We start from the raw sequence: 18181 nt of genomic DNA on the forward strand, positions 1-18181 counted from the left end.
AGGCCCTGTCAGGGGACGATCTCGATCACCGGCAGTTGCGGGATGGCGCCGGCGGAGAAGGCCGCGAAATCCACCTCGAGCCGGTCGGTATCGAAGCGGACCGGAACGTCGAACAGATAGCCGGCCGTCACCGCCGTATCCGGCGCCGGAACGCTTCCCTCGGCGAAGGTGACGAGGCCCGTCGTTGCATCGCAGGTGAACTCGAGACCGGCCGTCAGTTCCTGTCCGTCGACGGCAATGCGGACGCTGCCGTCGACGGGTTTGGCGATGGGGCGCACATAGGGCGCATGGGCGCCGCCGTATTGTTTGACGAGCTGGAAGCTCGCCCTCTCCCCGTCCCCGGTCCCGATCGCCTGGTCGGTCGGCGCAGGCTCCTGCGACGGCAGGCACGACTTGAAGTCGAGCCGGTCGCGCCAGCGGAAGCCGTAGAGCCGGCCGCGCCGCTCCTCGAAGAAGGCGACGGCCGCCGCCAAGGCGTCGAGCGTCTTGATGCCGTAGCCGGCCTCGTAGCGCCGGCGCGCGTGGTGCCAGCGCGCATTGCGGCTCTCGCGTCCGGAGCCGAGGAGGACGATGTCCGTGCGCCGCTCCGGGCCGCCGCTGCTCGCAAGCGAGATGTCGACGGGGAACCTGACTTCGTGGAACGAGCTCATCGCTTCTCCCTCACAGCGCACGCTGGCCGCGCGCGACGGCACGGGCGAGCGCCGCGGACACCTGCGCTTCCGAGCGCCGGAAGCTCTCGGCATCGTTGGTGCTGATGTTAACGGTGACCTGCGCCACGGGTCCGCCCTGCGAACCGGCCGCGCGCACGCCGAGCCGGCCGTCCGGTCCGCGCGCCAGCGGCATGATCGCCTCGGCGCCGCGCTCGCCCATGAGGCCGAGCCCGCCGGCGAGCGGGAAATAGGTCGGTGCGGCGACGACGCCGCCCTGGGCGAAGGGCTGCACGAGACCGCGCGAGATCACGCCGCCCTTGGCAAAGGGCAAGGCGCTCGACAGGCCCGAGAACAGGGATTCGAGGCCGCTGCCCAGCGCGCTTTCCAGCGGTTTCGTGGCGGCTTTGAGGGCAATGTCGATGAGGCGCTGGCCGATGCTGCGCAGCACGTCCTCGAAGCGCCGGCCCTCGACGACGCTCGACGAGAAGGCCTTGACGAGCGCCGCGCCGAAGCTCGTCGCCAGCCGGTTGGCCTCGCGCAATTCGTCAAGGTCGATGCGCAGGTCCTGCGGATCACTCGTCATGGCGTTATGGCTCCCGTTGAGGCAGCTTTGTCGGGGAAGGCCCGCATCAGCGCGGCGAGATCCCGACGCGCCGGGGTGGCGCTGCGGCCGAGGCCGAGGGCAAGCGCCGTCGCCGCGATCTCGCGCGGCGTCAGGCGCCAGAAGACGTCCGGGCTGAGCCGCAGGGCACCGAAGCCGAAGGCCTGCACCTCGTCCCACGGAAAGGGCGAGGCCATGGCTTCCTGGTGCCCTGCGGCGGTCAAGGGTTTGGCGGCGTGGCCTCCCCGGGGCCGAAGGTGACGGCGAGCAGCCGGGCGATGATGGCGGCGAGGTTCTCGAGCCCCTGCCCGATCGGCAGGGCTGCGACCTCGCGGTCGCTCATCGCCCGGCCGCCGCCGCGGATGGCGGCGCCGATGAGGCGGATCATGTCGCCGGCCGAAAGCCGCCCACGCGCGAAGCGCTCGCCAAGCCCGGCGAGATCCCCGACACCGAAGGCGTCCTCCAGCTCGGCCAGCGCCCCGAGCGTCAGGCACAGCACGAACGTCTCGCCGCCGATCTCGGCCGTGATTTCGCCGCGTCTCAGATTGGCCATGGCCGCCTCACAGAGCCGAGAAGGCGAGCGCGCCGGCGGATTCGAGCGCGAGTTCGAAGGTGACCTCGCCGGCGTGGTCGCCGCGGTATTCGAGCGCGGTGACCTGGAAAGGCCCCTCGATCGTGCCGAAGTCCGGCACCACGACCTGCCAGGGGCGGATGTCGTCGTCGAAGAAGAGCTCGCGGACATAGGCGTCGGACGCCTCGTCCTTGAAGATGCCGGAGCCGCTGATGCCGGCCCGGCGCACGCCGGCACCGGCGAGCAATTCGCGCCAGCGGCCGGCCGATTCCGCGTGCGTGACGTCCACCGTCTCGGCGTTGAAGGCGATCTGCCGGGCCCTGAGGCCCGCGACCGTGACGAAAGTGCCGCCGATGTCGAGCTTCAGCAGCAGGTCCTTGCCTTTCTGGGCACCCATGTCGTGTCGTCTCCGATTGGTCGATGGCACCGGCGTCACGGCGCCGGCAGGCGCTCCGTCACCGCCCTGAGGCGCAGCGTCACGCGCGAGCGGTCGGCGCGCTCGTCGCGGCGCGCCTCGGTCTCGACGGTGCGCAGGTTCACGAGCCGGTGGCCGTCGAGCGGCAGCGATATTTCGCTGAGCAGCGCGTCGATGCGCCCGGCGCTTTCGAGGGCGCTGCGTGCGCCGCCGGCACGAGCCCAGACGGTGAGCGTGATGTCGTGCTCCTCACCTCGGTCGGTGCCGGTCGACCAGTCGCGCGCCTTCCACGGGCCGATGACGCAGTAGAGCCCGTCGAGGCCGCGCGGCGTCTCGTCGAAGATGCGCGCTCCGCCGAGGCGGGCGACGAGGTCGGCGTCGCCGGTGAGGCGCGAGACGATCGTCTCGCGCAGCGCGATGTGGGACGGCTTCACGGCATCACCTCCTGCAGCATGCACACGAGCCGGCGCCGGCGCCCGTCGGGATCGACGGCCGACAGCACGGCGAAGGACCGCCCGCCGATGGCGAAGCGGCAGGTGCCGTCGACATCGCCGCGCCAGCGCATCTCGGCCCGGAAGCGGGCGGCGAGATCGCGTCGGTCGGCGTGCTCGCGCTCGTCGCTGCCCGCCGTCACGCCATCCAGCGAGCACCACAGATGACCGGCCGGCTCGAAGGCGCGAACCACACCGCCGGTGCCGTCCGGCGTCTCGCGTGGCCGCAGCAGCGCCGCACGGCGGCGCAGGCGGCCGAGGGGAAGGTCGGCCATGTCACAGCCTGATCCGGCGCCAGGGGGCGAGAAGGGCGACGACATCCGGCGGCAAGGGCGGCTTGCCCGCCATCGGCGCGTCGCCCCGGTTCTCGAACCAGTGCGCGGTCAACAGGCGCACGGCCTGGCGCAGCGGCCCGGGCACGTCGTCGGCGCCGCCGTAGCCGAGCCGCACATCAACCTCGACGGCGGCGGGCGAAGCTGCGAGCCGACCGAAAAGAAGGGCGTCGCGCTCGACGGTGGCGGCGGGTGCAACGATGCCGTCCGGCAAGGCGAGCGGGGCACCGCCCGCGTCGCGGCCGTGCACGGACAGCACGGCATCGACCGGGGCCATCGGCAGGCGCAGCACGCCGGCCCCGGGCCAGGCGCCGAGCACGAAACGCCAGGTCTGCGAGACGAGCGCGAGCCCGCTCACGGCCTCGACCGTCAGCCGCGCCGAGGTGACGAGCGCCGCGAGGAGCCCGTCCTCAGCCGTGTCGTCAAGGCGCAGGAAGGCCTTTGCCTCGTCGAGCGGCACCGGCTCCTCGGCCGGCGGCTGCAGCAGAATGGGTGTCATGGAAACCTCAAAACTGTATGCACCCCCTTGCGCCGGCCGGAGCCGCCGCTAAGGCTGGCGCAGCCAACGAAAGGACTGCTCGTGAAACGGCTCTTGCCCCGCGCCGCCCGGCGGCTCATCCGGATGGCCAGCCTCTCCGCCGGCCTGCTGGCCTCAACGCTCATGCCGGCCGAAGCCGTCATCGGCGGGCGGGAGGATGCGGGGCCACTCGCGCAGGCGAGCGTCATGGTGCTGAACGCGCGCGGCGGCGTGTGCAGCGGCATCGTGCTCGCGCCCGATGCCGTGCTGACGGCCGCCCATTGCGTGACGGGGGCCGACGCCTATCGCGTGCATTATCGCGACGAGGCCGGCGAGCCGGTGCTGATCGTGCCGCGGGAGGTCGTCATCCACCCGCGCTACGATCGCGACGCCATCAAGGCCCGTCGGCAGTCGGTCGATCTCGCCCTCGTGCGGCTGCCGGAGCCGCTGCCGGCCACGTTCGCGGCGGCGACCCTGTCGCGCGCGGCGGCGCCACGCGAGGGCGCCCGGATGACGCTCGGCGGCTGGGGCGTCGCCGCCGAGGGCGACCACCGCAGCACCGGCACCTTCCGCGCGCTCGACATGTCCGTCGTGGAGCCCTACGGGCCGGGGCGGATTCTCGTCTGGCTCGGCAACGGGCCGAAGCGCCGCGCCGGTGCCTGCGACGGCGATTCCGGCGGCCCCATCGCCGATGCCGCAGGGCGCGTGGTCGCCGTGACGGGCTTTGCCCGCGGCGAGGGCCGCGACCGCTGCGGGCTGATGACCCAGGGCACGCTCGTCGCGCCCGAGCGTGCCTTCATCGACGGTACGCTCAGGCACTGGGGACGCGAGGCCAACTGGGCCGAGTGAGGTAGCCAGTTTCGCAGGTCGCCGGGATGAGCCGTGATGCCTCTGCTTGCGGCCTGGAAAGGCAAAGCCCCGCCGTGATTAGCGGCGGGGCCTCAAGGTCGTGCAGCGAGCTTGTCATCGCCCGTTCGCACGACCGCCTCCGAAGAGGTCTTGAAAGCCTGATGCCATAGGCAGCGCAGGAACGATGTAAAGATGGCTACTCGGACCGCTTTGTCAATCCGGAAAGCCCGAGAGCGACAAGCACGCAGTGCTGAATTCTCGCCAGTTCCGCCGGGGCAAGCACAGGCGTTAAGTATTTGCGTTTTCCGTATTGATCACGTCCCGTACGGACGAGCTCAAGCCTCTGGAAACCAACCGTATAGAGCATGTCGGCTTTCACCCAAGCGGTCGGTGAATCGAAGGGCTTCGGCAGGGGCGGCTCCATCCGAACTTCGCAATGATAGTCCTCGATGGGATCGGGCGGCGTCGTGCTTAGCGGCACCACGGAAACCAATCCGGTACGCCGTTTCAGCCGCGGGGAAATGACCACAACCGGCCGGCGTTTGACCATTTCAGGCTCGCGAAATCCACTATCGAAGTCGCAAATTAACACTGTACCCGGCTCAGGGTGAAACTTCAGCGGCAAGGCGCCCCTCGACGAATCGAATAAACTATCGCAGCCAGTATGGCTGAAGTCTCACGTTCAATACGAGACAGGTAAACCTCCTGTAACTTGCTCTTCGCCCGCCCCTCAGCTGCGCCGATGATCGGCCAGTTATGCCAAGCGAGGAAGCGGGCGATGCGCAAAACGCGCCTGTCCTCTTACGCCGAGAAGGTCAACAGCTTGATGGCGTCGAAATCCTGCACGCCGCCGCCGACACGCTTCGTCGTGTAGAAGAGCACGTAGGGCTTGGCGGAATAGGGATCGCGCAGCACGCGCACGCCGGCACGGTCGACGACGAGATAGCCGCGCCGGAAGTCGCCGAAGGCGACCGCCGCGGCATCGGCCGCGATGTCCGGCATGTCCTCGGCCTCGACGACGGGGAAGGACATGAGCGACGCCTGCTGGCCGGCACCGGCCGGCGGCTGCCAGAGATACCGGCCCTCCTCGTCCTTCATCTTGCGGATAACGCTCTGCGTCTTGCGGTTGAGCACGAAGGAGGCGTTCTGACGGTAGCCCGCCTTGAGCGCGTGGACGAGGTCGATGAGCACGTCGGCCGGCGCCTCTTCCCAGAAGGCACCGGCGACCCCGGTCGCGACTGTGCCGATGCGGCCCCAGCTCCAGTTCTGGTTGGCGACGCGGTCGTAGGCGAGGAAGCCCTTCGGCTTGTTGATGCCGTCGCCGTTGACGAAGGCCGCCCCCTCCTGCTCGGCGAAGGCCGTCTCCACCTCCTCGGCGAGCCAGGCGTCGACGTCGACCACAGCATCGTCGAGCAGCGTCTGCGTCGCGGCCGGCATGGCGTAGAGCTCCATGGCCGGGAAGGACTGCTCGGCGAGCGTCGGGCCGCTCGTCTGCGGCCGGGGCGCCTCTTCGCCGACCCAGCCGGTGGCCGGCCCCGCCGTGGCAACGGCGCGCTTGTAGGTGCCGGTCGAGATCACGCGCACCGAGGCGATGGCGCGGATGGGGGAGACGGCGGCGAGGCGGCGCAGCACCTCGCTTTCCACCTGCGCCGGCACCAGATAGCCGCCGTCGGGGCCGGAGCCGGCGCTGAGCGCCTTTTCCTCCAGTGCCTTGAGGCCTCCGGCCTCGCCGGTACGGACATAGGCATCGAAGGCGCTCTTGTGCTCGCCCACCAGGGGCGCCGTCGGCTCGCTCGTGCCGCCGAGCGGCGGCCGGCGTGCATCGAGGGCCAGCCGGTCGAGCCGGCTCCGGGCCTCATCGAGCGCCGCATCGATGCGGGCGAGTTTCTCTTCGACGAGCACGTCGACCGGGCGCCGGGTCTCCAGCGCGGCGAGGCGCTGGTCGTTGGTCTCCTTGAAAGCCTCGAAGGCGCGCGAGAAATCCTCGAAGGCCGCGCCGACATCGATGCCGAGCGCCTTCGTTTCCGGAGCGTTGTTCATGCAAGGGTCCTTTCGCTTGGATTGATGCGGCGTGCGGCATCCCGGACAAGGCGCGCGAGGCCGCCGGCATCGGCGCCCTGCGCCGCGGCCTTGTGGTGGGCGGGGCGCGCGATGACCCGCGCCCCCAGTTGCATGGGAAACGTGACGAGCGAGATCTCCCACAGGTCGAGCTCGAGGATGCGGCGCACGCGGCCGGGCGCATCGTTGACGGCCCGTCGTGTGCGGAAACCGATGGAAAGACCGTCGAGAGCGCCCTCCGCGATCAGGCTCGCAATCTCGCGGGCGCGGGCGACACCGGCATTGAGCCGTCCGCGCACGAAGAGCCCGTGCGCGTCCTCGCGCAGGGCCAGCCAAGTGCCGAGCGGCTGGGCGGCATCGTGCTGGAAGAGCATCCGGATGCCGCGTGCGCCGCGCCGGGCGAGGCTCGCCGCAAAGGCGCCGCGCTCGACCACGTCCCGGCCCAGATCCGGCACACCGAAGCGGCTCGCGTAACCCTCGAAGACCAGGGGGGCCTCGTCCGGCCGGGCGCCGCCCTGCACGATCACGCCGGCGCTCACGTGGCCGGTCCCGGTTGGGCAGGAGGCGCCGCGCCGCGGCGACGCGCGCCGTCGAGCCGCTCGAGCGCGCGGACGAACCCGGCGACCGCCTCCTTGAAACGTGCCTCCCCGGCGCGGGCCGTCACCCGCGGCTCGGCGCGCGGGCGGGCTGGGCCGTTCGATCGCTTGCGACTCATGGATCGTCTCCCGAATAGCGTCGGTTGAAGCGCGCGAGTTCGCGCACGAAATGGTCGAAGCGCCGGTTCGCCGCCGCGAGCTCGCGCAGCACGATGGCGAGCATGGCGGAGGCGCCGCTCGCCCACAGAAACAGCGCCAGATGGGCGAGGTCGCCGCGCGCGATGATGCTGTCCGTCACGGCGTCCATCGCAGGCCTCATTCGTTCTGGGGAAGGCGCTCGCGCCGCCCGTAGCCGACGGCCTCGCGCTTCTCGTCCTCGCTCAGGAAATCGGCGGAGGAGATGCGCCGCCACAGGGCCTCGCGCTCGCCCGCCAGGGCGTCGATGCGGTCGAGGTCGATCTCGAAGCGCAGTTCGCCGCCGAAGGCGGGGGCGAGCCAGTGCGCGACGCTCGCCGCCGCGCGCTGGGCGAGCGGGATGACCGTCTGGCGCCAGAAGGAGCGGTTGGCCTCGGCGAAATTCGCGTAGGTGTTGTCGCCGGGCAGGCCGAGCAGCATCGGCGGCACACCGAAGGCGAGCGCGATCTCCCGTGCTGCCGCCGCCTTGGCCTCCACGAAATCCATGTCCTTGGGCGACAGCGACAGCGGCCGCCAGTCGAGCCCGCCGTCGAGCAGCAATGGCCGGCCGGCATTGTCGCGCCCCTGGAACTGCTGCTCGAGCTCGCCCTTCAGGCGCTCGAACTGCGTGTCGGTGAGGCCGACACCGTCCGGCCCCTTGTAGACGAGGGCACCGGAGGGGCGGGCGGCATTGTCGAGCAGCGCCTTGTTCCAGGCGCTTGCGGCATTGTGGATGTCGACGGCCCCGGCCGCCGCCTCCATCGGCGAAAGGCCGTAGTGGTCGTCGACGGGATTGAACAGGCGCAGGTGCAGCACGGGTTCGACGGGGCTGCCCTCGCGGCGCGCCAGGCGCACCGTGCGTCCGCCCACCGTATAGTCATAGGCCGCGGGCCAGCCGTCGCCGCCGGGCACGACGCGCATGCGGTCGGGCCGCAGCACGTAGAGCTCCCGCGGCGCCTCACCGATGCACACCGCCTCCGCATAGGCATTGCCGGCGACGAGCAGGTGGCTGAACAGGCTCTCCAGGAACGAGCCGCCGTCCTCGCGCGGGTTCGGCCGCCGGACGAGATCAAGCAGCGGATGCCGCTCGGGTTCCTCGGCGCCATCGTGCAGGACCCACGGCACCGAGGCGGCGGCCTCCGCCACCAGCTTCACGCAGCGGTGCACGACGGGATTGCGCGAAAAGCCCTCGCGGGCGAGCGCCTCGAACTCGCGCGACGTCCAGACCGGCCGGCCGACGCCGTAGATCGCGAGAAGGGGCGCAACGCGCGAGGCTTTCGTTTCCGGGACGGCGTCGGCAAGGCGCGCGGGGGCGCGCCGCCGCGTCCAGCGGTCGATCCAGGCTGCCATCATGTCGTCTCTCGTCGGGTAACAGTCAGATGCGGCGCACGCGCGGCCCCGAGCCGCTGGCGCCGATGAGGGCGGTCGCCGCCCAGACCATCGCGTCGAGCCGGTCGGGCGAGCGCCCGCTCGTCAGGCCGCCCGGGCCGAAATCGGTCATCTCGTCCTCGAGCGCCGGAAAGGCGCCACAGAATTTCAGCCGTCCCTGCGCCGACAAGGCGGCGATGGGCTCGGCCCGCAGGTACTTGCCGCGCGTCGCCCTGACGCTGGTGACTGGAACTGTTGGATCGACGTCGCGCAGCACGGCGGCGGCCATCTCGCCGCCCTGGTTGACCTCGACGACGAGGGCGTCGGCCTCATGTCTATGATAGGCGGCGATGGCTGCTTCGGCCCAGGCGAGCGGCCTCGCGCGCGGCAGCGTCGCATCCTCCAGCACATAGATCGTCCGCGCGGCATCGCAGCCGGCGGCTACGATCCCGCAGGCATCCGCCCGCCGGCCGGACGAGGCCGGCGGATCGACAGCGACGACCACCCGTTCGAGGGGCGGCGTCGCATCGATGCGCGCAGCCTCGATCATGGCCCGCGACCAGAGGGCGTCCGCCCTCTCCTCAATAAGCTCGCCGTCAAGTTCCTGCCGTCCGAGGCGCGTACCGGCATAGCGGCCGACGACCGCCTCAAGGAAGGCAGGCGCAAGGTTCAGTGCGTTTTCGTGCGTCGCCGCGCGGGAGAGCGCCGTGCGCGCATCGCCCATCAGCCGCTTCAGGAGCGGCATGGCACGGGGCGTCGTGGTGACGACCTCGCGCGGGCGCGTCCCGAGGCGCAGGCCGAACTGCAGCATGTCCCACGTCTCCTCGGCATGGCGCCATTTGCACAATTCGTCCGCCCAGGCCGCGGCGAACTGCGGTCCCCGCAGCGCGTCCGGATCCTCCGCCGAGAAGACCATGGCCACCGCTCCGTTCGGCCATTCGAGCCGGCGGCGGGTGGGGATCCATTGCGGCCGCTCGTCGCGCGGATGCACCGCGAGCAGGCCGGAGACGCCCTCGACCATGACGTCGCGGACGTCGGCCATCGTCTCGCCGACGAGGGCGATCGGCGAGACGGATGCCCCGTTGCGGCCAAGGGCCTGCGCCCTCACCCATTCGGCGCCTGTGCGCGTCTTGCCCGCGCCGCGCCCGCCGAGCACCAGCCAGACCGTCCACTCGCCGGGCGGCGGCATCTGGTCCGGCCGGGCGAAGAAGGGCCAGTGATGCGCGATCCAGCGCAGCAGCGGCTCGTCACAACGGCTGAGCAGGGTCGGCAGCACCCCGCTCCTCGCGCAGTCGATCAAGCTTGCGCGCAAGCTCGCGTCGGAAATCGTCGAACTCGCGGAATGCAGCGCCATCCTCGTCCCTTTCCCGCCCGGCCGCCACGCCGCCGGGCTCGGCAGAGAATTCCGTCAGTTCGCGCAGGGTGCGGGCCAGCGTCGCCAGTGCCCGGGCGTCGCGCTCGGCCCCGGCGGCGTCGCCGCGCACCGTCTTCGCTCGCGCCTCGATCTCGCGCACCTGCCGCTCGGCAGCGCGCCACAGCCGTGCCACAAGCGTCGAGCGCCGCCTCGCCTCGCCGGTACGGCGGCTTCTGCCGGCGCTCCTCCGGCCGGCAGCGTCATCATCATCTGTCGTCATGCAGGTCCTGCCTCCGCAACGATGCTCGACCGCCCCCCGGAGGGCAGCGAAGCGGCATCGGCGATGGGAAAGGAATGAACCGCCCGGAGGAGCGCCGTCGGGCGCAGAACCGGAGCATGCTTGAACACTATCCTATCTCCGCGCGCAAGCCAATGATTAAATTCCTATCAAGCAATCGCGCGTTCACGTTCGGGTGAATCCACGATGGTTTGGACTTGCGCGACGAGCGCGCCGCAAGGTTCGGTCAATGCGCGACGTTCAAAGGTCTTCAGCGCTCGGTGCAATGTCGCGGCATTCGGTGAGGGGCATGGTTCGAGCCGCCACGGCCTGGAACTTTCCCGCGGCGTGGGCCATTCATCATCCCGGCCGGGCCTCCACCCGGCCCCATTGTCGGCATTTTCACGTTCGATACGAACCGAAAGCAATGATCGAGGTGACAATCACATGCATTCCATCAGCCGCCGCTCGTTCCTGATCGGCGCGCCCGCAGCGCTGGCCGCCTGCACGACGACGACTCCGCCTCCCGTCGCTCAAGGGCCCCGCATCGACCCGATGTACTTCGACATGTACGACGAGATCACCACCGAGCCTTATTCGGTTCCGGCGGTCGACCTCACGCAGATCGACCCCATCTTCCTGCGCCAGGTGGTGCCCTTCGCCGGCCCTCAGGAGGCCGGGACGATCGTCGTCGATCCCTATCGCCACTTCCTCTACCTCGTGATGGAAGGCGGACAGGCCATGCGCTACGGCGTCGGCGTGGGACGCGAGGGCTTCGGCTGGAGCGGCAATGCCACCATCCGCCGCAAGGCCGCCTGGCCGACCTGGACCCCGCCCGCCTCGATGATTCGCCGTCAGCCGGAACTCGCCGAATGGGCCAGCGGCATGCCCGGCGGCATGGACAACCCCCTCGGCGCGCGCGCCCTCTATCTCTATCAGGGGGACCGCGACACGCTCTACCGCATCCACGGCACCAACGAGCCGTGGTCGATCGGCCAGTCCGTATCGAGCGGCTGCATCCGTCTCATCAACCAGGATATCATCGATCTGCACCGCCGCGTCCCCATCGGCACGCGCGTCACGGTGCTTGGCTCGGGCAGCCCACGGGTGGCATCGCACGACGCTGTGGCGCCCTTCCCCGGCGACGATGGCGTCAACCCCGACCTCGCCGTCACCGACCTTCCCGAGATCGACGGCCAGGCGCAGATCGCCGTCTGGCGTTGAAGCCGCAGCAAGGTGGCTCGGTAGGCTATACTGGTCGCCCACATCGGGAGATTGCCATGAAACCGATTCCGTTGCCGCTTTCCGGATCGTGCCGCTGTGGGCGCGTGGAAGTCCGCTTGACGAAGCCGCCGCTCGCAACCAGCGCCTGCCACTGTCGGGGCTGCCAGAAGATGTCGTCCTCGGCCTATTCCCTGACGGCAATCATGCCTGCCGACGGCTTCGCGGTAACGAAGGGCGATCCGGTGATCGGCGGCCTGCACGGGCCCGATGTCCACCATTATTTCTGCGGCCACTGCATGACGTGGATGTTCACGAAGCCGGAGGGCATGGACTGGTTCGTCAACGTGCGGCCGACGCTGTTCGACGATACCAGCTGGTTCCGGCCGTTCATGGAAACCTACACATCGGCGAAGCTGCCGTTCGCGGAGACGGGCGCCGTGGAGAGCTTCGAGACCTTCCCGGAAATGGACCGGTATCAAGGGCTGGTGAAGGCCTATGCGGAATGGGCGTCGTGAGGAGGGTCGCAAGCCTTCATGCCGCCTGATTTCCGCGCCGGTCAAGGCGACTTTCCATCATGAGCGCGGCCCGGACCCACGGGCCGCCCTGGGTACGCGCATCGGCCACGTCACGATATGATCGACCATGTCGTCGAGGCTGACGTCGTCCTCGCTGGCCGAGACGCGGCCGCGCACGGAGACGCCGGCCAAGTGCACCGTCTCCGGATCGCCCGAGACGAGCGGATGCCACCAGTAGAGATCCCGGCCTTCGCGCACCAGCCGATAGGCGCAGGTCGGCGGCAGCCAAGTGAGCGTGCGCACCACCTCCGGCGTCAGGCGCACGCAATCGGCGACGATGCCCTGGCGCTGGGGGTAGTTGCGGCACCGGCAGCTCTCACCGTCGAGCAGCGTGCAACCGACATCGGTGAAGAGAATCTTGCCGCTGTCCTCGTCCTCCAGCTTGACGAGGCAGCAGCGGCCACAGCCGTCACACAGGCTCTCCCATTCGCCGGCCGTCATCTCCTCGAGCGTCTTGAGGCGCCAGAATGGCGTGTCGTCCTTCATGCCTGTCCGGCCGGCCTCTGGCCGCCCCCTTCGTTGTCCTGAATGTGCGAATGCACCTTTTGCTTTAGCCTCCGTCGCGCAATACGATTAGCGCTACTGTCAGCAGCATGGGGCGCCCGATCGGCGCCTCCCATCTGCGTCCGGACTTAAGAGTAGACGATCGTGGCATTCTTCGGCGAGACGACGCTTCTGATGCGCATCAAGCGCGCCGCGCTCGCCGTCGATTCGTGGATCGACGCTTCCCTTTACACCGCCGGCCAGCGCGCGGGCGAGGCATGGGTGAATTTTTCCGGCCTCTTCGACCGTTTCGCCGTGCGAGGCGGCTGGCGCCTTGCGTTCGAAGGGGCCAGCGAGGCCGTGAACATCGGCACGGCCGGTTGCGTCGTCATGCTGGCGCTCGCCATACCCGCCTTCCGCGAGACGAGCGAGGACTGGCTTAAGCAGCAGGAGCTCGCCGTCACATTCCTCGACCGCTACGGCAACGAAATCGGAAAGCGAGGCATCCTGCACGACGATTCCCTGAAGCTCGAGGAATTGCCCGACCACCTCATCAAGGCGGTGCTGGCCACAGAAGACCGGCGCTTCTACAGCCATTTCGGCATCGACGTCATCGGCACCATGCGCGCCCTGTCGGCGAACGCCCGCGCCTCCGGCGTGGTGCAGGGCGGCTCGTCCATCACGCAGCAGTTGGCCAAGAACCTCTTCCTCAACAACGAGCGCTCCATCGAGCGCAAGGTCAAGGAAGCCTTCCTCGCCGTCTGGCTCGAGACGCGCCTCACCAAGAACGAGATCCTCAAGCTCTATCTCGACCGGGCCTACATGGGCGGCGGCACATTCGGCGTCGCGGCGGCGGCCGAATTCTACTTCGGCAAGAATGTCAAGGACATCAGCATTGCCGAAGCCGCGATGCTGGCGGGCCTCTTCAAGGCGCCTACGCGCTTTGCGCCACACGTCAACCTCCCGGCGGCACGCGCCCGCGCCAACGACGTGCTCGCCAACATGGTGGAAGCCGGTTTCATCTCGGAAGGCCAGATGCTGTCGGCGCGGCGCAATCCGGCGACCCCCGTCGACCGGCAGCGCGACCTCAGTCCCGACTACTACCTCGACTGGGCTTTCGGCGAAGTGCAGAAGATGGCGCGCGACGGCCTGTTCGGCCATGAGCGCGTGCTCACCGTCAAGACGCCGCTCGACCCGGCCATCCAGAAGCGCGCGGAAGAAGCCCTGGAAAACGGCCTGCGCCAGCACGGCAAGACCTATGGCGCGAAGCAGGGCGCCATCGTCGTGCTCGACCCGGATGGCGCCGCCCGCGCCATGGTCGGTGGCCGGGACTACGGCACAAGCCAGTTCAACCGGGCGACGGATGCCCTCCGCCAGCCCGGGTCCGCCTTCAAGCCCTTCGTCTACACCGCGGCGCTCGCCGCGGGGCTCTACAAGCCGAACAGCACGGTCGTCGACGCGCCGGTGTGCATCGGCAACTGGTGCCCCAACAATTACACCCGCTCCTATGCCGGGGCGATGCCGCTCACTTCGGCCCTGGCGCGCTCGATCAACACCATCCCGGTGCGCATGTCGCTGGCGCTCGGCAAGGGCAATGCCAAGGCCGGGCGCGCCAAGATCATCGAGATGTGCCGGGCCATGGGGCTGACGACCGAGCTGAAGGATACGACCTCCCTGCCGATCGGCGCCGCCGAGGTAACGGTCCTCGACATGGCGGCCGGCTATGCGGTCCTCGCCAATGGCGGCCGACGCGCCCGGCCCTATCCCGCGCTCGACGTGCGCAACAACCATGGCGAGACGATCTGGCGTCACGATGCCAATGCGAAGCCGGCCGAGCAGGTGGTGGCGACATCCGTCGTGGCGGACATGAACTTCATGCTGAACAAGGTGGTGGAGGCCGGCACCGGCCGCCGCGCGATCATCGAGGGCGTGCAGGCCGCGGGCAAGACCGGCACGACCAACGCCTATCGCGACGCCTGGTTCGTCGGCTACACTCGCCGCCTCGTCACGGCCGTCTGGTTCGGCAACGACGACTACACGTCGACCAACCGAATGACGGGGGGCACGCTGCCGGCAATGACCTGGCACGAAGTCATGGCCTTCGCGCATCAGGGAACCGAAACCGGCCCGCTGCCCGGCCTCGAAGGAACGGCGGGCGCGGTCGCCCAGGCTGGCGACAACCGCGACGCGGATGCCGCGCAGTCGAGCGGCGGCAATCTCTCGCGCCGCTCCTTCGAGGTCATCGAGAGCATCGGCAACCTCCTGCGCCGGCCGGCACGTCCCGACCGGCAGGCCACAGGCGGGGGGAACGGATACCCCGCCCAGATCGCCCAGGACGGCGTGCGGGCGCTCGGCGGCCGCATCGCGTTGCCCTGAGAGCTGCGGTGATCACCCGAGCCGATGCCGGAAAGGCCCCTGCGAGGCGGTTGACGAGGAGCCGTTCCACGGGCTGGTATGCGCACCTCTTCGCCGTCCCTCACGCCACGAGACCCGTGCCCGCCATCCTCTGCATCCTCGTCGCTTTCGCGATCGGCGCGCTGACCGGCGTCACGAGCGCGGACTGGGCGACATCTGGCCGCCCGCCGCTGGGCGCCCTGACGATCGGCTCCTGGGTCACGTGGCCCGCCCTCGGCGGGCGCGACGTCGACCCCTATGCTCGGGCGATCACGGTCCGCTCGGGAACGCTGCCGCTCGGTGCCGGCGAGGGCCTTGAGTTTCTCGCCGCACGGGACGATGCGGGACGCCCTCTGCAGGCCTCTTGCAGTTACACGGTCGCCGGCGCCATGCCGGCCGCCCGCGCCTGGACGCTGACCGTCTACGATACCGCCGGCAAGGCATATGGCGAGCGCGCCGGCTTCACGTCGGCAGAGGTGCTGCGGGCGCCAAACGGCGAAGCGCAGATCGTGCTTTCGCGCCGCGCATCTCCGGGCAACTGGCTGCCGCTGCCGGCCATCGGACGCTTCGTCCTCGCCCTGAGGCTCTATGACTCTCCCCAGTCGGCCGATGCAGCGGCCATCGAGCCGGCAACCATGCCGCGCATTATCCGCGGGGATTGCTCGTGAGGCGCCTGGCCGGCTCCCTCGGGATCGCGCTCGCGGCCGGGCTCCTGCTCGGCGGCATGACCCATCTGGCGATCATCCTCGCCATGCCGACGCTGGCAGGCAACAGCGCGTTCGACCGCCATGCCGCCGCCCTGGCACCCGGTGAGACCCGGCTGCTCGCCGCCCAGCAGAACGAGACGGCTGTGCCCTTTGCCGATCCTGCAATGGCAATGGCGGTGTGCGCGTTCGATATCAGCGACGCGCCCTTACGCGTGGAGGCGCCGATGCCCGAGGGCTTCGGCTCGCTCTCCGTCCATGGCCGCGACGGCACCGTTCTTTATTCCGTGACGGACCGCACAGCGGTCGACGGGGTCGTGACCCTCATCGTCATGACGCGCCAGCAGCACGACGAGGCACTGGCCAGAGGGCGGGGCGATGACGCCGGCTCGGAACTGCGCTTTGTCTCGCCGCGAGTGCAGGGGCTGGTGCTGGTGCGAGCGCTCGCCGCCTATCCGAGCGGCCTGCCCGAGGCGCGCGAGCGCGCGGCGGCGATGGAATGCCTGAGCGAGTCGGACTAGACCCGAATCCGATCGGGTTGGGCCAACCTGATCGGTCGATCCGTCTCTGAACGCCAAGAAACAGACCGTTCTGCGGATCGGATTGCACAGCAACGTGATCCGAACGGGCTTACGACTCAAGATCCGCGAACGAGACTGCGCCCGGCCCGCTGCGAGCGACCCGTCGTCGCACCGCCGCCGGAGCGGCCCGCCGGGTCGGCATCGTCGCTGCCCCAGCGGCTGTAGCGCACACCCGTGAACAGCAGGACGGTACCGCACTCCTCAGGCGGAGCCGGAGCCCGTTCGAGGCGGCGCGCCATCGGAAAGGCGACGAGGTTGTCTCCACTGTGGCCGGCGATGTCGCTCATTTCGCCCTCCAGGCCGGTTCGAGGATCCCTACGCCGACATCCTCGGCATTAAGCCTTCGTCAAGGTTAACAAATCGTTGACACGTCTCGTGTGGCAACCGGGCCCGCGATGGTTAACCCGACGCTAAGCAGCAGGCTGCCATTATCGAACGCCGCGTTCACCGTTTTGTTTCACGCTCATGGATAAGGCTTCGCTGCGCGATCGTGACCTGTCGGGCCTGGCCGATCTCGCCGGCTCCGGCGCGGCCGAGGCGCGCCCGACATTGCTGCGTGTTCGTACACGGCTGTTTCTCGACGCTGCCTCCCATTCGCGAGACGACATCGCGACCTTCACCACCCTGGCATGCGGCCTCGTCCCCCTCGTCGACGCCGACACCCGCGCCTTCGTGGCACAGGCGCTCGTCGGCCATCCGGCTGCGCCGGCAGCGGTGCTTGAAGCGCTCCTGCGCAGCGGCGGCGATGCGGCGGCAGCCGTCATCGCGGCGATGCCCACACTGCCGGAACGGTGGCGCGAAGAGGTGCTGGCGTCGGGAGACCGGCAGCTTCTCGCCGCGCTGGCGACGCGCGCCGACCTGCCAACCGCCGTGGTCCGGGACCTTGCCGCCCGGAGCGACGAAGCGATCATGCTGGCCATCGCGCGCAACAGCGCCACGCCTCTGCCCGACGCCGTCATCCGGGACCTGACCATCCGGGCGCGCCGGCACGTCCCGCTCGCCCGCGCCCTGCTCGCGCGGCCCGATCTGCCGGCAATGGACGCAGCCTCGCTTCTGCCCTTGGCTCCAGTCCGCCAGCGCAAGGCCATTCTCACACGGCTCGCCGAACAGGCGCGTGTCGCGCCACGCCGTGCCCGCCCCGCAGGCTCGGCCGTGACCCGGGCGCTCATCGATCACGCCGCCGACCGCGACAGGCTCGGGTTCGGCGTTCTCATCGCGAGAGCCATCGGGCTCGATGCGGAAGGAGCCGCGCGGGTACTGACGGACCCGACCGGCGAGCTTCTGGCGCTGGCTCTCATCGTCGCCGGTCTGACGCCGGACGAGGCAGTGCGCATCTTCCTCACCCTGGAGCCCGCCATCGCCCGTTCGGTGGAAACGGTCTTCACCCTGACGGAGCGTGTTCGCACCACCGACGCCGAAACCGCCCTCCTCGCGCTCGAGGCGTGCCTCGGCAAGCGCCTCGACCGCGCCGGCGGCCGCGGCGCAGGCCATGTGCCGGCGATGGCGCCGTCGCGATCACCGGAGCGCGCGGCGGCAGACGCCTCGCCGTCTGTGAAGGGCGAAAGGGAATCGGTGCGCCGGCAGGGCTGACCGCCCGCGCGTCGCCCGGCGAATGCCTCAGACTTCGACGACGTTGAGGAAATGGCGCCCGGCCCGATCCTCGACCTCGACCACCCACAGGTCGGGATCGAAGGAGATCTCGCGCTGCAGCTTCTCCTCCGCCGCCAGCGCCGGAATGTCGCCCTTGAGCGGCAACTCGACGAAGAGCCGGTCCGCGCCCTTGTCCTCGACGGCATATTGCGGCGCCGGTCCGAAGAGCCGCACCGAGCCGTCGAGCGAATCGAGCTTGATGAAGATGGCGCCGGCCTCCTCCGCACCGCGCCGGCGCAGATAGGCGAAGGCTCCCTCGATGCGGCAGCGGCGCATATAGGCCGAAACCCAGATGTCGCTGCGTAGCCGCACGCCGC

26 protein-coding genes are annotated in these 18181 nt (G+C 69.7%); 7 read left to right on the top strand and 19 right to left on the bottom strand.

Going from position 1 to position 18181, the window contains the following annotated elements; genetic code table 11:
* Positions 1-8 precede the first annotated feature (8 nt).
* Genes P2T65_RS10275 through P2T65_RS10310 form a run of 8 tightly spaced genes read right to left on the bottom strand, consistent with a single transcriptional unit; the run spans position 9 to position 3559 of the window.
* Positions 9-650, bottom strand: a complete 642-nt coding sequence (locus tag P2T65_RS10275) for a DUF2460 domain-containing protein (protein ID WP_055459100.1) — start codon at positions 648-650, stop codon at positions 9-11.
* A gap of 10 nt (positions 651-660) precedes the next feature.
* Complete coding sequence (locus tag P2T65_RS10280; protein ID WP_055459101.1) at positions 661-1233, bottom strand: phage tail tape measure protein; 573 nt, start codon at positions 1231-1233, stop codon at positions 661-663.
* Entirely contained in the window at positions 1230-1448 is a 219-nt protein-coding gene (locus tag P2T65_RS10285; RefSeq protein WP_276199730.1) for a rcc01693 family protein, read from the bottom strand. Before P2T65_RS10285 ends, P2T65_RS10280 begins: the two co-directional genes overlap by 4 nt.
* 23 nt (positions 1449-1471) lie before the next feature.
* Positions 1472-1804 carry a gene transfer agent family protein gene (locus P2T65_RS10290; protein WP_276199731.1) on the bottom strand — a complete coding sequence of 111 codons (333 nt, stop codon included), beginning with the start codon at positions 1802-1804 and terminating at the stop codon, positions 1472-1474.
* A 7-nt stretch (positions 1805-1811) separates the two neighbouring features.
* Complete coding sequence (locus tag P2T65_RS10295) at positions 1812-2219, bottom strand: phage major tail protein, TP901-1 family (RefSeq protein WP_276199732.1); 408 nt, start codon at positions 2217-2219, stop codon at positions 1812-1814.
* 35 nt (positions 2220-2254) lie between these two features.
* On the bottom strand, positions 2255-2671 hold the full coding sequence (locus tag P2T65_RS10300) for a DUF3168 domain-containing protein (protein ID WP_063187547.1): 417 nt from the start codon (positions 2669-2671) through the stop codon (positions 2255-2257).
* Complete coding sequence (locus P2T65_RS10305; protein WP_071923561.1) at positions 2668-3003, bottom strand: phage head closure protein; 336 nt, start codon at positions 3001-3003, stop codon at positions 2668-2670. The genes P2T65_RS10300 and P2T65_RS10305 overlap by 4 nt, the downstream gene beginning before the upstream one ends.
* Position 3004: 1 nt before the next feature.
* A complete protein-coding gene (locus P2T65_RS10310; protein WP_276199733.1) occupies positions 3005-3559 on the bottom strand; it encodes a hypothetical protein in 555 nt (184 codons plus the stop codon).
* Between the two features lie 123 nt (positions 3560-3682).
* Here P2T65_RS10310 and P2T65_RS10315 point away from each other — a divergent pair, with 123 nt between their 5' ends.
* Positions 3683-4426: a trypsin-like serine protease gene (locus P2T65_RS10315; protein ID WP_276199734.1), complete on the top strand. Its 744-nt coding sequence runs from the start codon at positions 3683-3685 to the stop codon at positions 4424-4426.
* A 196-nt stretch (positions 4427-4622) separates the two neighbouring features.
* Here the strand turns inward: P2T65_RS10315 and P2T65_RS10320 are convergent, their stop codons facing one another.
* The 8 genes from P2T65_RS10320 to P2T65_RS10355 all read right to left on the bottom strand — a co-directional run bounded on the left by P2T65_RS10320 (position 4623) and on the right by P2T65_RS10355 (position 10256).
* Complete coding sequence (locus tag P2T65_RS10320; RefSeq protein ID WP_082831630.1) at positions 4623-5051, bottom strand: type II toxin-antitoxin system PemK/MazF family toxin; 429 nt, start codon at positions 5049-5051, stop codon at positions 4623-4625.
* Positions 5052-5227: 176 nt separating this feature from the next.
* A complete protein-coding gene (locus tag P2T65_RS10325) occupies positions 5228-6466 on the bottom strand; it encodes a phage major capsid protein (RefSeq protein WP_276199735.1) in 1239 nt (412 codons plus the stop codon).
* Entirely contained in the window at positions 6463-7023 is a 561-nt protein-coding gene (locus P2T65_RS10330; protein ID WP_245280517.1) for an HK97 family phage prohead protease, read from the bottom strand. Before P2T65_RS10330 ends, P2T65_RS10325 begins: the two co-directional genes overlap by 4 nt.
* Positions 7020-7199 (bottom strand): hypothetical protein, encoded by a 180-nt coding sequence (locus P2T65_RS10335; RefSeq protein ID WP_055459109.1) that lies wholly within the window; start codon positions 7197-7199, stop codon positions 7020-7022. The genes P2T65_RS10330 and P2T65_RS10335 overlap by 4 nt, the downstream gene beginning before the upstream one ends.
* A complete protein-coding gene (locus P2T65_RS10340; protein WP_055459110.1) occupies positions 7196-7387 on the bottom strand; it encodes a hypothetical protein in 192 nt (63 codons plus the stop codon). Before P2T65_RS10340 ends, P2T65_RS10335 begins: the two co-directional genes overlap by 4 nt.
* A gap of 8 nt (positions 7388-7395) precedes the next feature.
* Positions 7396-8607 (bottom strand): phage portal protein, encoded by a 1212-nt coding sequence (locus tag P2T65_RS10345; protein WP_276199736.1) that lies wholly within the window; start codon positions 8605-8607, stop codon positions 7396-7398.
* Between the two features lie 22 nt (positions 8608-8629).
* Positions 8630-9922 carry a terminase family protein gene (locus P2T65_RS10350; protein ID WP_276199812.1) on the bottom strand — a complete coding sequence of 431 codons (1293 nt, stop codon included), beginning with the start codon at positions 9920-9922 and terminating at the stop codon, positions 8630-8632.
* On the bottom strand, positions 9870-10256 hold the full coding sequence (locus P2T65_RS10355) for a hypothetical protein (protein ID WP_276199737.1): 387 nt from the start codon (positions 10254-10256) through the stop codon (positions 9870-9872). Before P2T65_RS10355 ends, P2T65_RS10350 begins: the two co-directional genes overlap by 53 nt.
* A gap of 444 nt (positions 10257-10700) precedes the next feature.
* Between P2T65_RS10355 and P2T65_RS10360 the strand changes: the two genes are divergently transcribed.
* Both P2T65_RS10360 and P2T65_RS10365 read left to right on the top strand, forming a co-directional pair.
* Positions 10701-11477 (top strand): L,D-transpeptidase, encoded by a 777-nt coding sequence (locus tag P2T65_RS10360; protein WP_276199738.1) that lies wholly within the window; start codon positions 10701-10703, stop codon positions 11475-11477.
* A gap of 56 nt (positions 11478-11533) precedes the next feature.
* Entirely contained in the window at positions 11534-11992 is a 459-nt protein-coding gene (locus P2T65_RS10365; protein ID WP_055459114.1) for a GFA family protein, read from the top strand.
* Between the two features lie 57 nt (positions 11993-12049).
* Here the strand turns inward: P2T65_RS10365 and P2T65_RS10370 are convergent, their stop codons facing one another.
* Entirely contained in the window at positions 12050-12538 is a 489-nt protein-coding gene (locus P2T65_RS10370; RefSeq protein ID WP_276199739.1) for a YcgN family cysteine cluster protein, read from the bottom strand.
* A gap of 192 nt (positions 12539-12730) precedes the next feature.
* Here P2T65_RS10370 and P2T65_RS10375 point away from each other — a divergent pair, with 192 nt between their 5' ends.
* The 3 genes from P2T65_RS10375 to P2T65_RS10385 all read left to right on the top strand — a co-directional run bounded on the left by P2T65_RS10375 (position 12731) and on the right by P2T65_RS10385 (position 16154).
* On the top strand, positions 12731-14911 hold the full coding sequence (locus tag P2T65_RS10375) for a PBP1A family penicillin-binding protein (RefSeq protein WP_245316332.1): 2181 nt from the start codon (positions 12731-12733) through the stop codon (positions 14909-14911).
* Positions 14912-15027: 116 nt separating this feature from the next.
* Positions 15028-15597, top strand: coding sequence for a DUF1214 domain-containing protein (locus tag P2T65_RS10380; protein ID WP_055459117.1), 570 nt, complete (start codon positions 15028-15030; stop codon positions 15595-15597).
* A complete protein-coding gene (locus P2T65_RS10385) occupies positions 15594-16154 on the top strand; it encodes a hypothetical protein (protein ID WP_141659674.1) in 561 nt (186 codons plus the stop codon). The genes P2T65_RS10380 and P2T65_RS10385 overlap by 4 nt, the downstream gene beginning before the upstream one ends.
* A 116-nt stretch (positions 16155-16270) precedes the next feature.
* Here P2T65_RS10385 and P2T65_RS10390 read toward each other — a convergent pair whose 3' ends face one another.
* Entirely contained in the window at positions 16271-16501 is a 231-nt protein-coding gene (locus P2T65_RS10390; protein ID WP_055459119.1) for a hypothetical protein, read from the bottom strand.
* A gap of 178 nt (positions 16502-16679) precedes the next feature.
* On the opposite strand from P2T65_RS10390, the gene P2T65_RS10395 reads away from it, so the two are divergent.
* The gene (locus P2T65_RS10395) at positions 16680-17804 is read left to right on the top strand and encodes a DUF2336 domain-containing protein (protein WP_276199740.1); all 1125 of its coding nucleotides are present in this window, start codon (positions 16680-16682) and stop codon (positions 17802-17804) included.
* Positions 17805-17831: 27 nt separating this feature from the next.
* On the opposite strand, the gene P2T65_RS10400 is transcribed toward P2T65_RS10395, so the two are convergent.
* The gene (locus P2T65_RS10400) at positions 17832-18176 is read right to left on the bottom strand and encodes a DUF1491 family protein (RefSeq protein WP_055459368.1); all 345 of its coding nucleotides are present in this window, start codon (positions 18174-18176) and stop codon (positions 17832-17834) included.
* Positions 18177-18181 lie beyond the last annotated feature (5 nt).

It is taken from the genome of Chelatococcus sp. XZ-Ab1, from assembly GCF_029309855.1.
Classification (GTDB): Bacteria; Pseudomonadota; Alphaproteobacteria; order Rhizobiales; family Beijerinckiaceae; genus Chelatococcus_A; species Chelatococcus_A sambhunathii.

What these genes read in the sequence shown, in the direction of transcription:
- P2T65_RS10275 (WP_055459100.1), bottom strand. Translation starts at nt 650, where the DNA reads ATGAGCTCGTTCCACGAAGTCAGGTTCCCCGTCGACATCTCGCTTGCG.
- P2T65_RS10280 (WP_055459101.1), bottom strand. Translation starts at nt 1,233, where the DNA reads ATGACGAGTGATCCGCAGGACCTGCGCATCGACCTTGACGAATTGCGC.
- P2T65_RS10285 (WP_276199730.1), bottom strand. Translation starts at nt 1,448, where the DNA reads ATGGCCTCGCCCTTTCCGTGGGACGAGGTGCAGGCCTTCGGCTTCGGT.
- P2T65_RS10290 (WP_276199731.1), bottom strand. Translation starts at nt 1,804, where the DNA reads ATGGCCAATCTGAGACGCGGCGAAATCACGGCCGAGATCGGCGGCGAG.
- P2T65_RS10295 (WP_276199732.1), bottom strand. Translation starts at nt 2,219, where the DNA reads ATGGGTGCCCAGAAAGGCAAGGACCTGCTGCTGAAGCTCGACATCGGC.
- P2T65_RS10305 (WP_071923561.1), bottom strand. Translation starts at nt 3,003, where the DNA reads ATGGCCGACCTTCCCCTCGGCCGCCTGCGCCGCCGTGCGGCGCTGCTG.
- P2T65_RS10310 (WP_276199733.1), bottom strand. Translation starts at nt 3,559, where the DNA reads ATGACACCCATTCTGCTGCAGCCGCCGGCCGAGGAGCCGGTGCCGCTC.
- P2T65_RS10315 (WP_276199734.1), top strand. Translation starts at nt 3,683, where the DNA reads ATGGCCAGCCTCTCCGCCGGCCTGCTGGCCTCAACGCTCATGCCGGCC.
- P2T65_RS10325 (WP_276199735.1), bottom strand. Translation starts at nt 6,466, where the DNA reads ATGAACAACGCTCCGGAAACGAAGGCGCTCGGCATCGATGTCGGCGCG.
- P2T65_RS10335 (WP_055459109.1), bottom strand. Translation starts at nt 7,199, where the DNA reads ATGAGTCGCAAGCGATCGAACGGCCCAGCCCGCCCGCGCGCCGAGCCG.
- P2T65_RS10340 (WP_055459110.1), bottom strand. Translation starts at nt 7,387, where the DNA reads ATGGACGCCGTGACGGACAGCATCATCGCGCGCGGCGACCTCGCCCAT.
- P2T65_RS10345 (WP_276199736.1), bottom strand. Translation starts at nt 8,607, where the DNA reads ATGATGGCAGCCTGGATCGACCGCTGGACGCGGCGGCGCGCCCCCGCG.
- P2T65_RS10355 (WP_276199737.1), bottom strand. Translation starts at nt 10,256, where the DNA reads ATGACGACAGATGATGATGACGCTGCCGGCCGGAGGAGCGCCGGCAGA.
- P2T65_RS10360 (WP_276199738.1), top strand. Translation starts at nt 10,701, where the DNA reads ATGCATTCCATCAGCCGCCGCTCGTTCCTGATCGGCGCGCCCGCAGCG.
- P2T65_RS10365 (WP_055459114.1), top strand. Translation starts at nt 11,534, where the DNA reads ATGAAACCGATTCCGTTGCCGCTTTCCGGATCGTGCCGCTGTGGGCGC.
- P2T65_RS10370 (WP_276199739.1), bottom strand. Translation starts at nt 12,538, where the DNA reads ATGAAGGACGACACGCCATTCTGGCGCCTCAAGACGCTCGAGGAGATG.
- P2T65_RS10375 (WP_245316332.1), top strand. Translation starts at nt 12,731, where the DNA reads ATGCGCATCAAGCGCGCCGCGCTCGCCGTCGATTCGTGGATCGACGCT.
- P2T65_RS10390 (WP_055459119.1), bottom strand. Translation starts at nt 16,501, where the DNA reads ATGAGCGACATCGCCGGCCACAGTGGAGACAACCTCGTCGCCTTTCCG.
- P2T65_RS10395 (WP_276199740.1), top strand. Translation starts at nt 16,680, where the DNA reads ATGGATAAGGCTTCGCTGCGCGATCGTGACCTGTCGGGCCTGGCCGAT.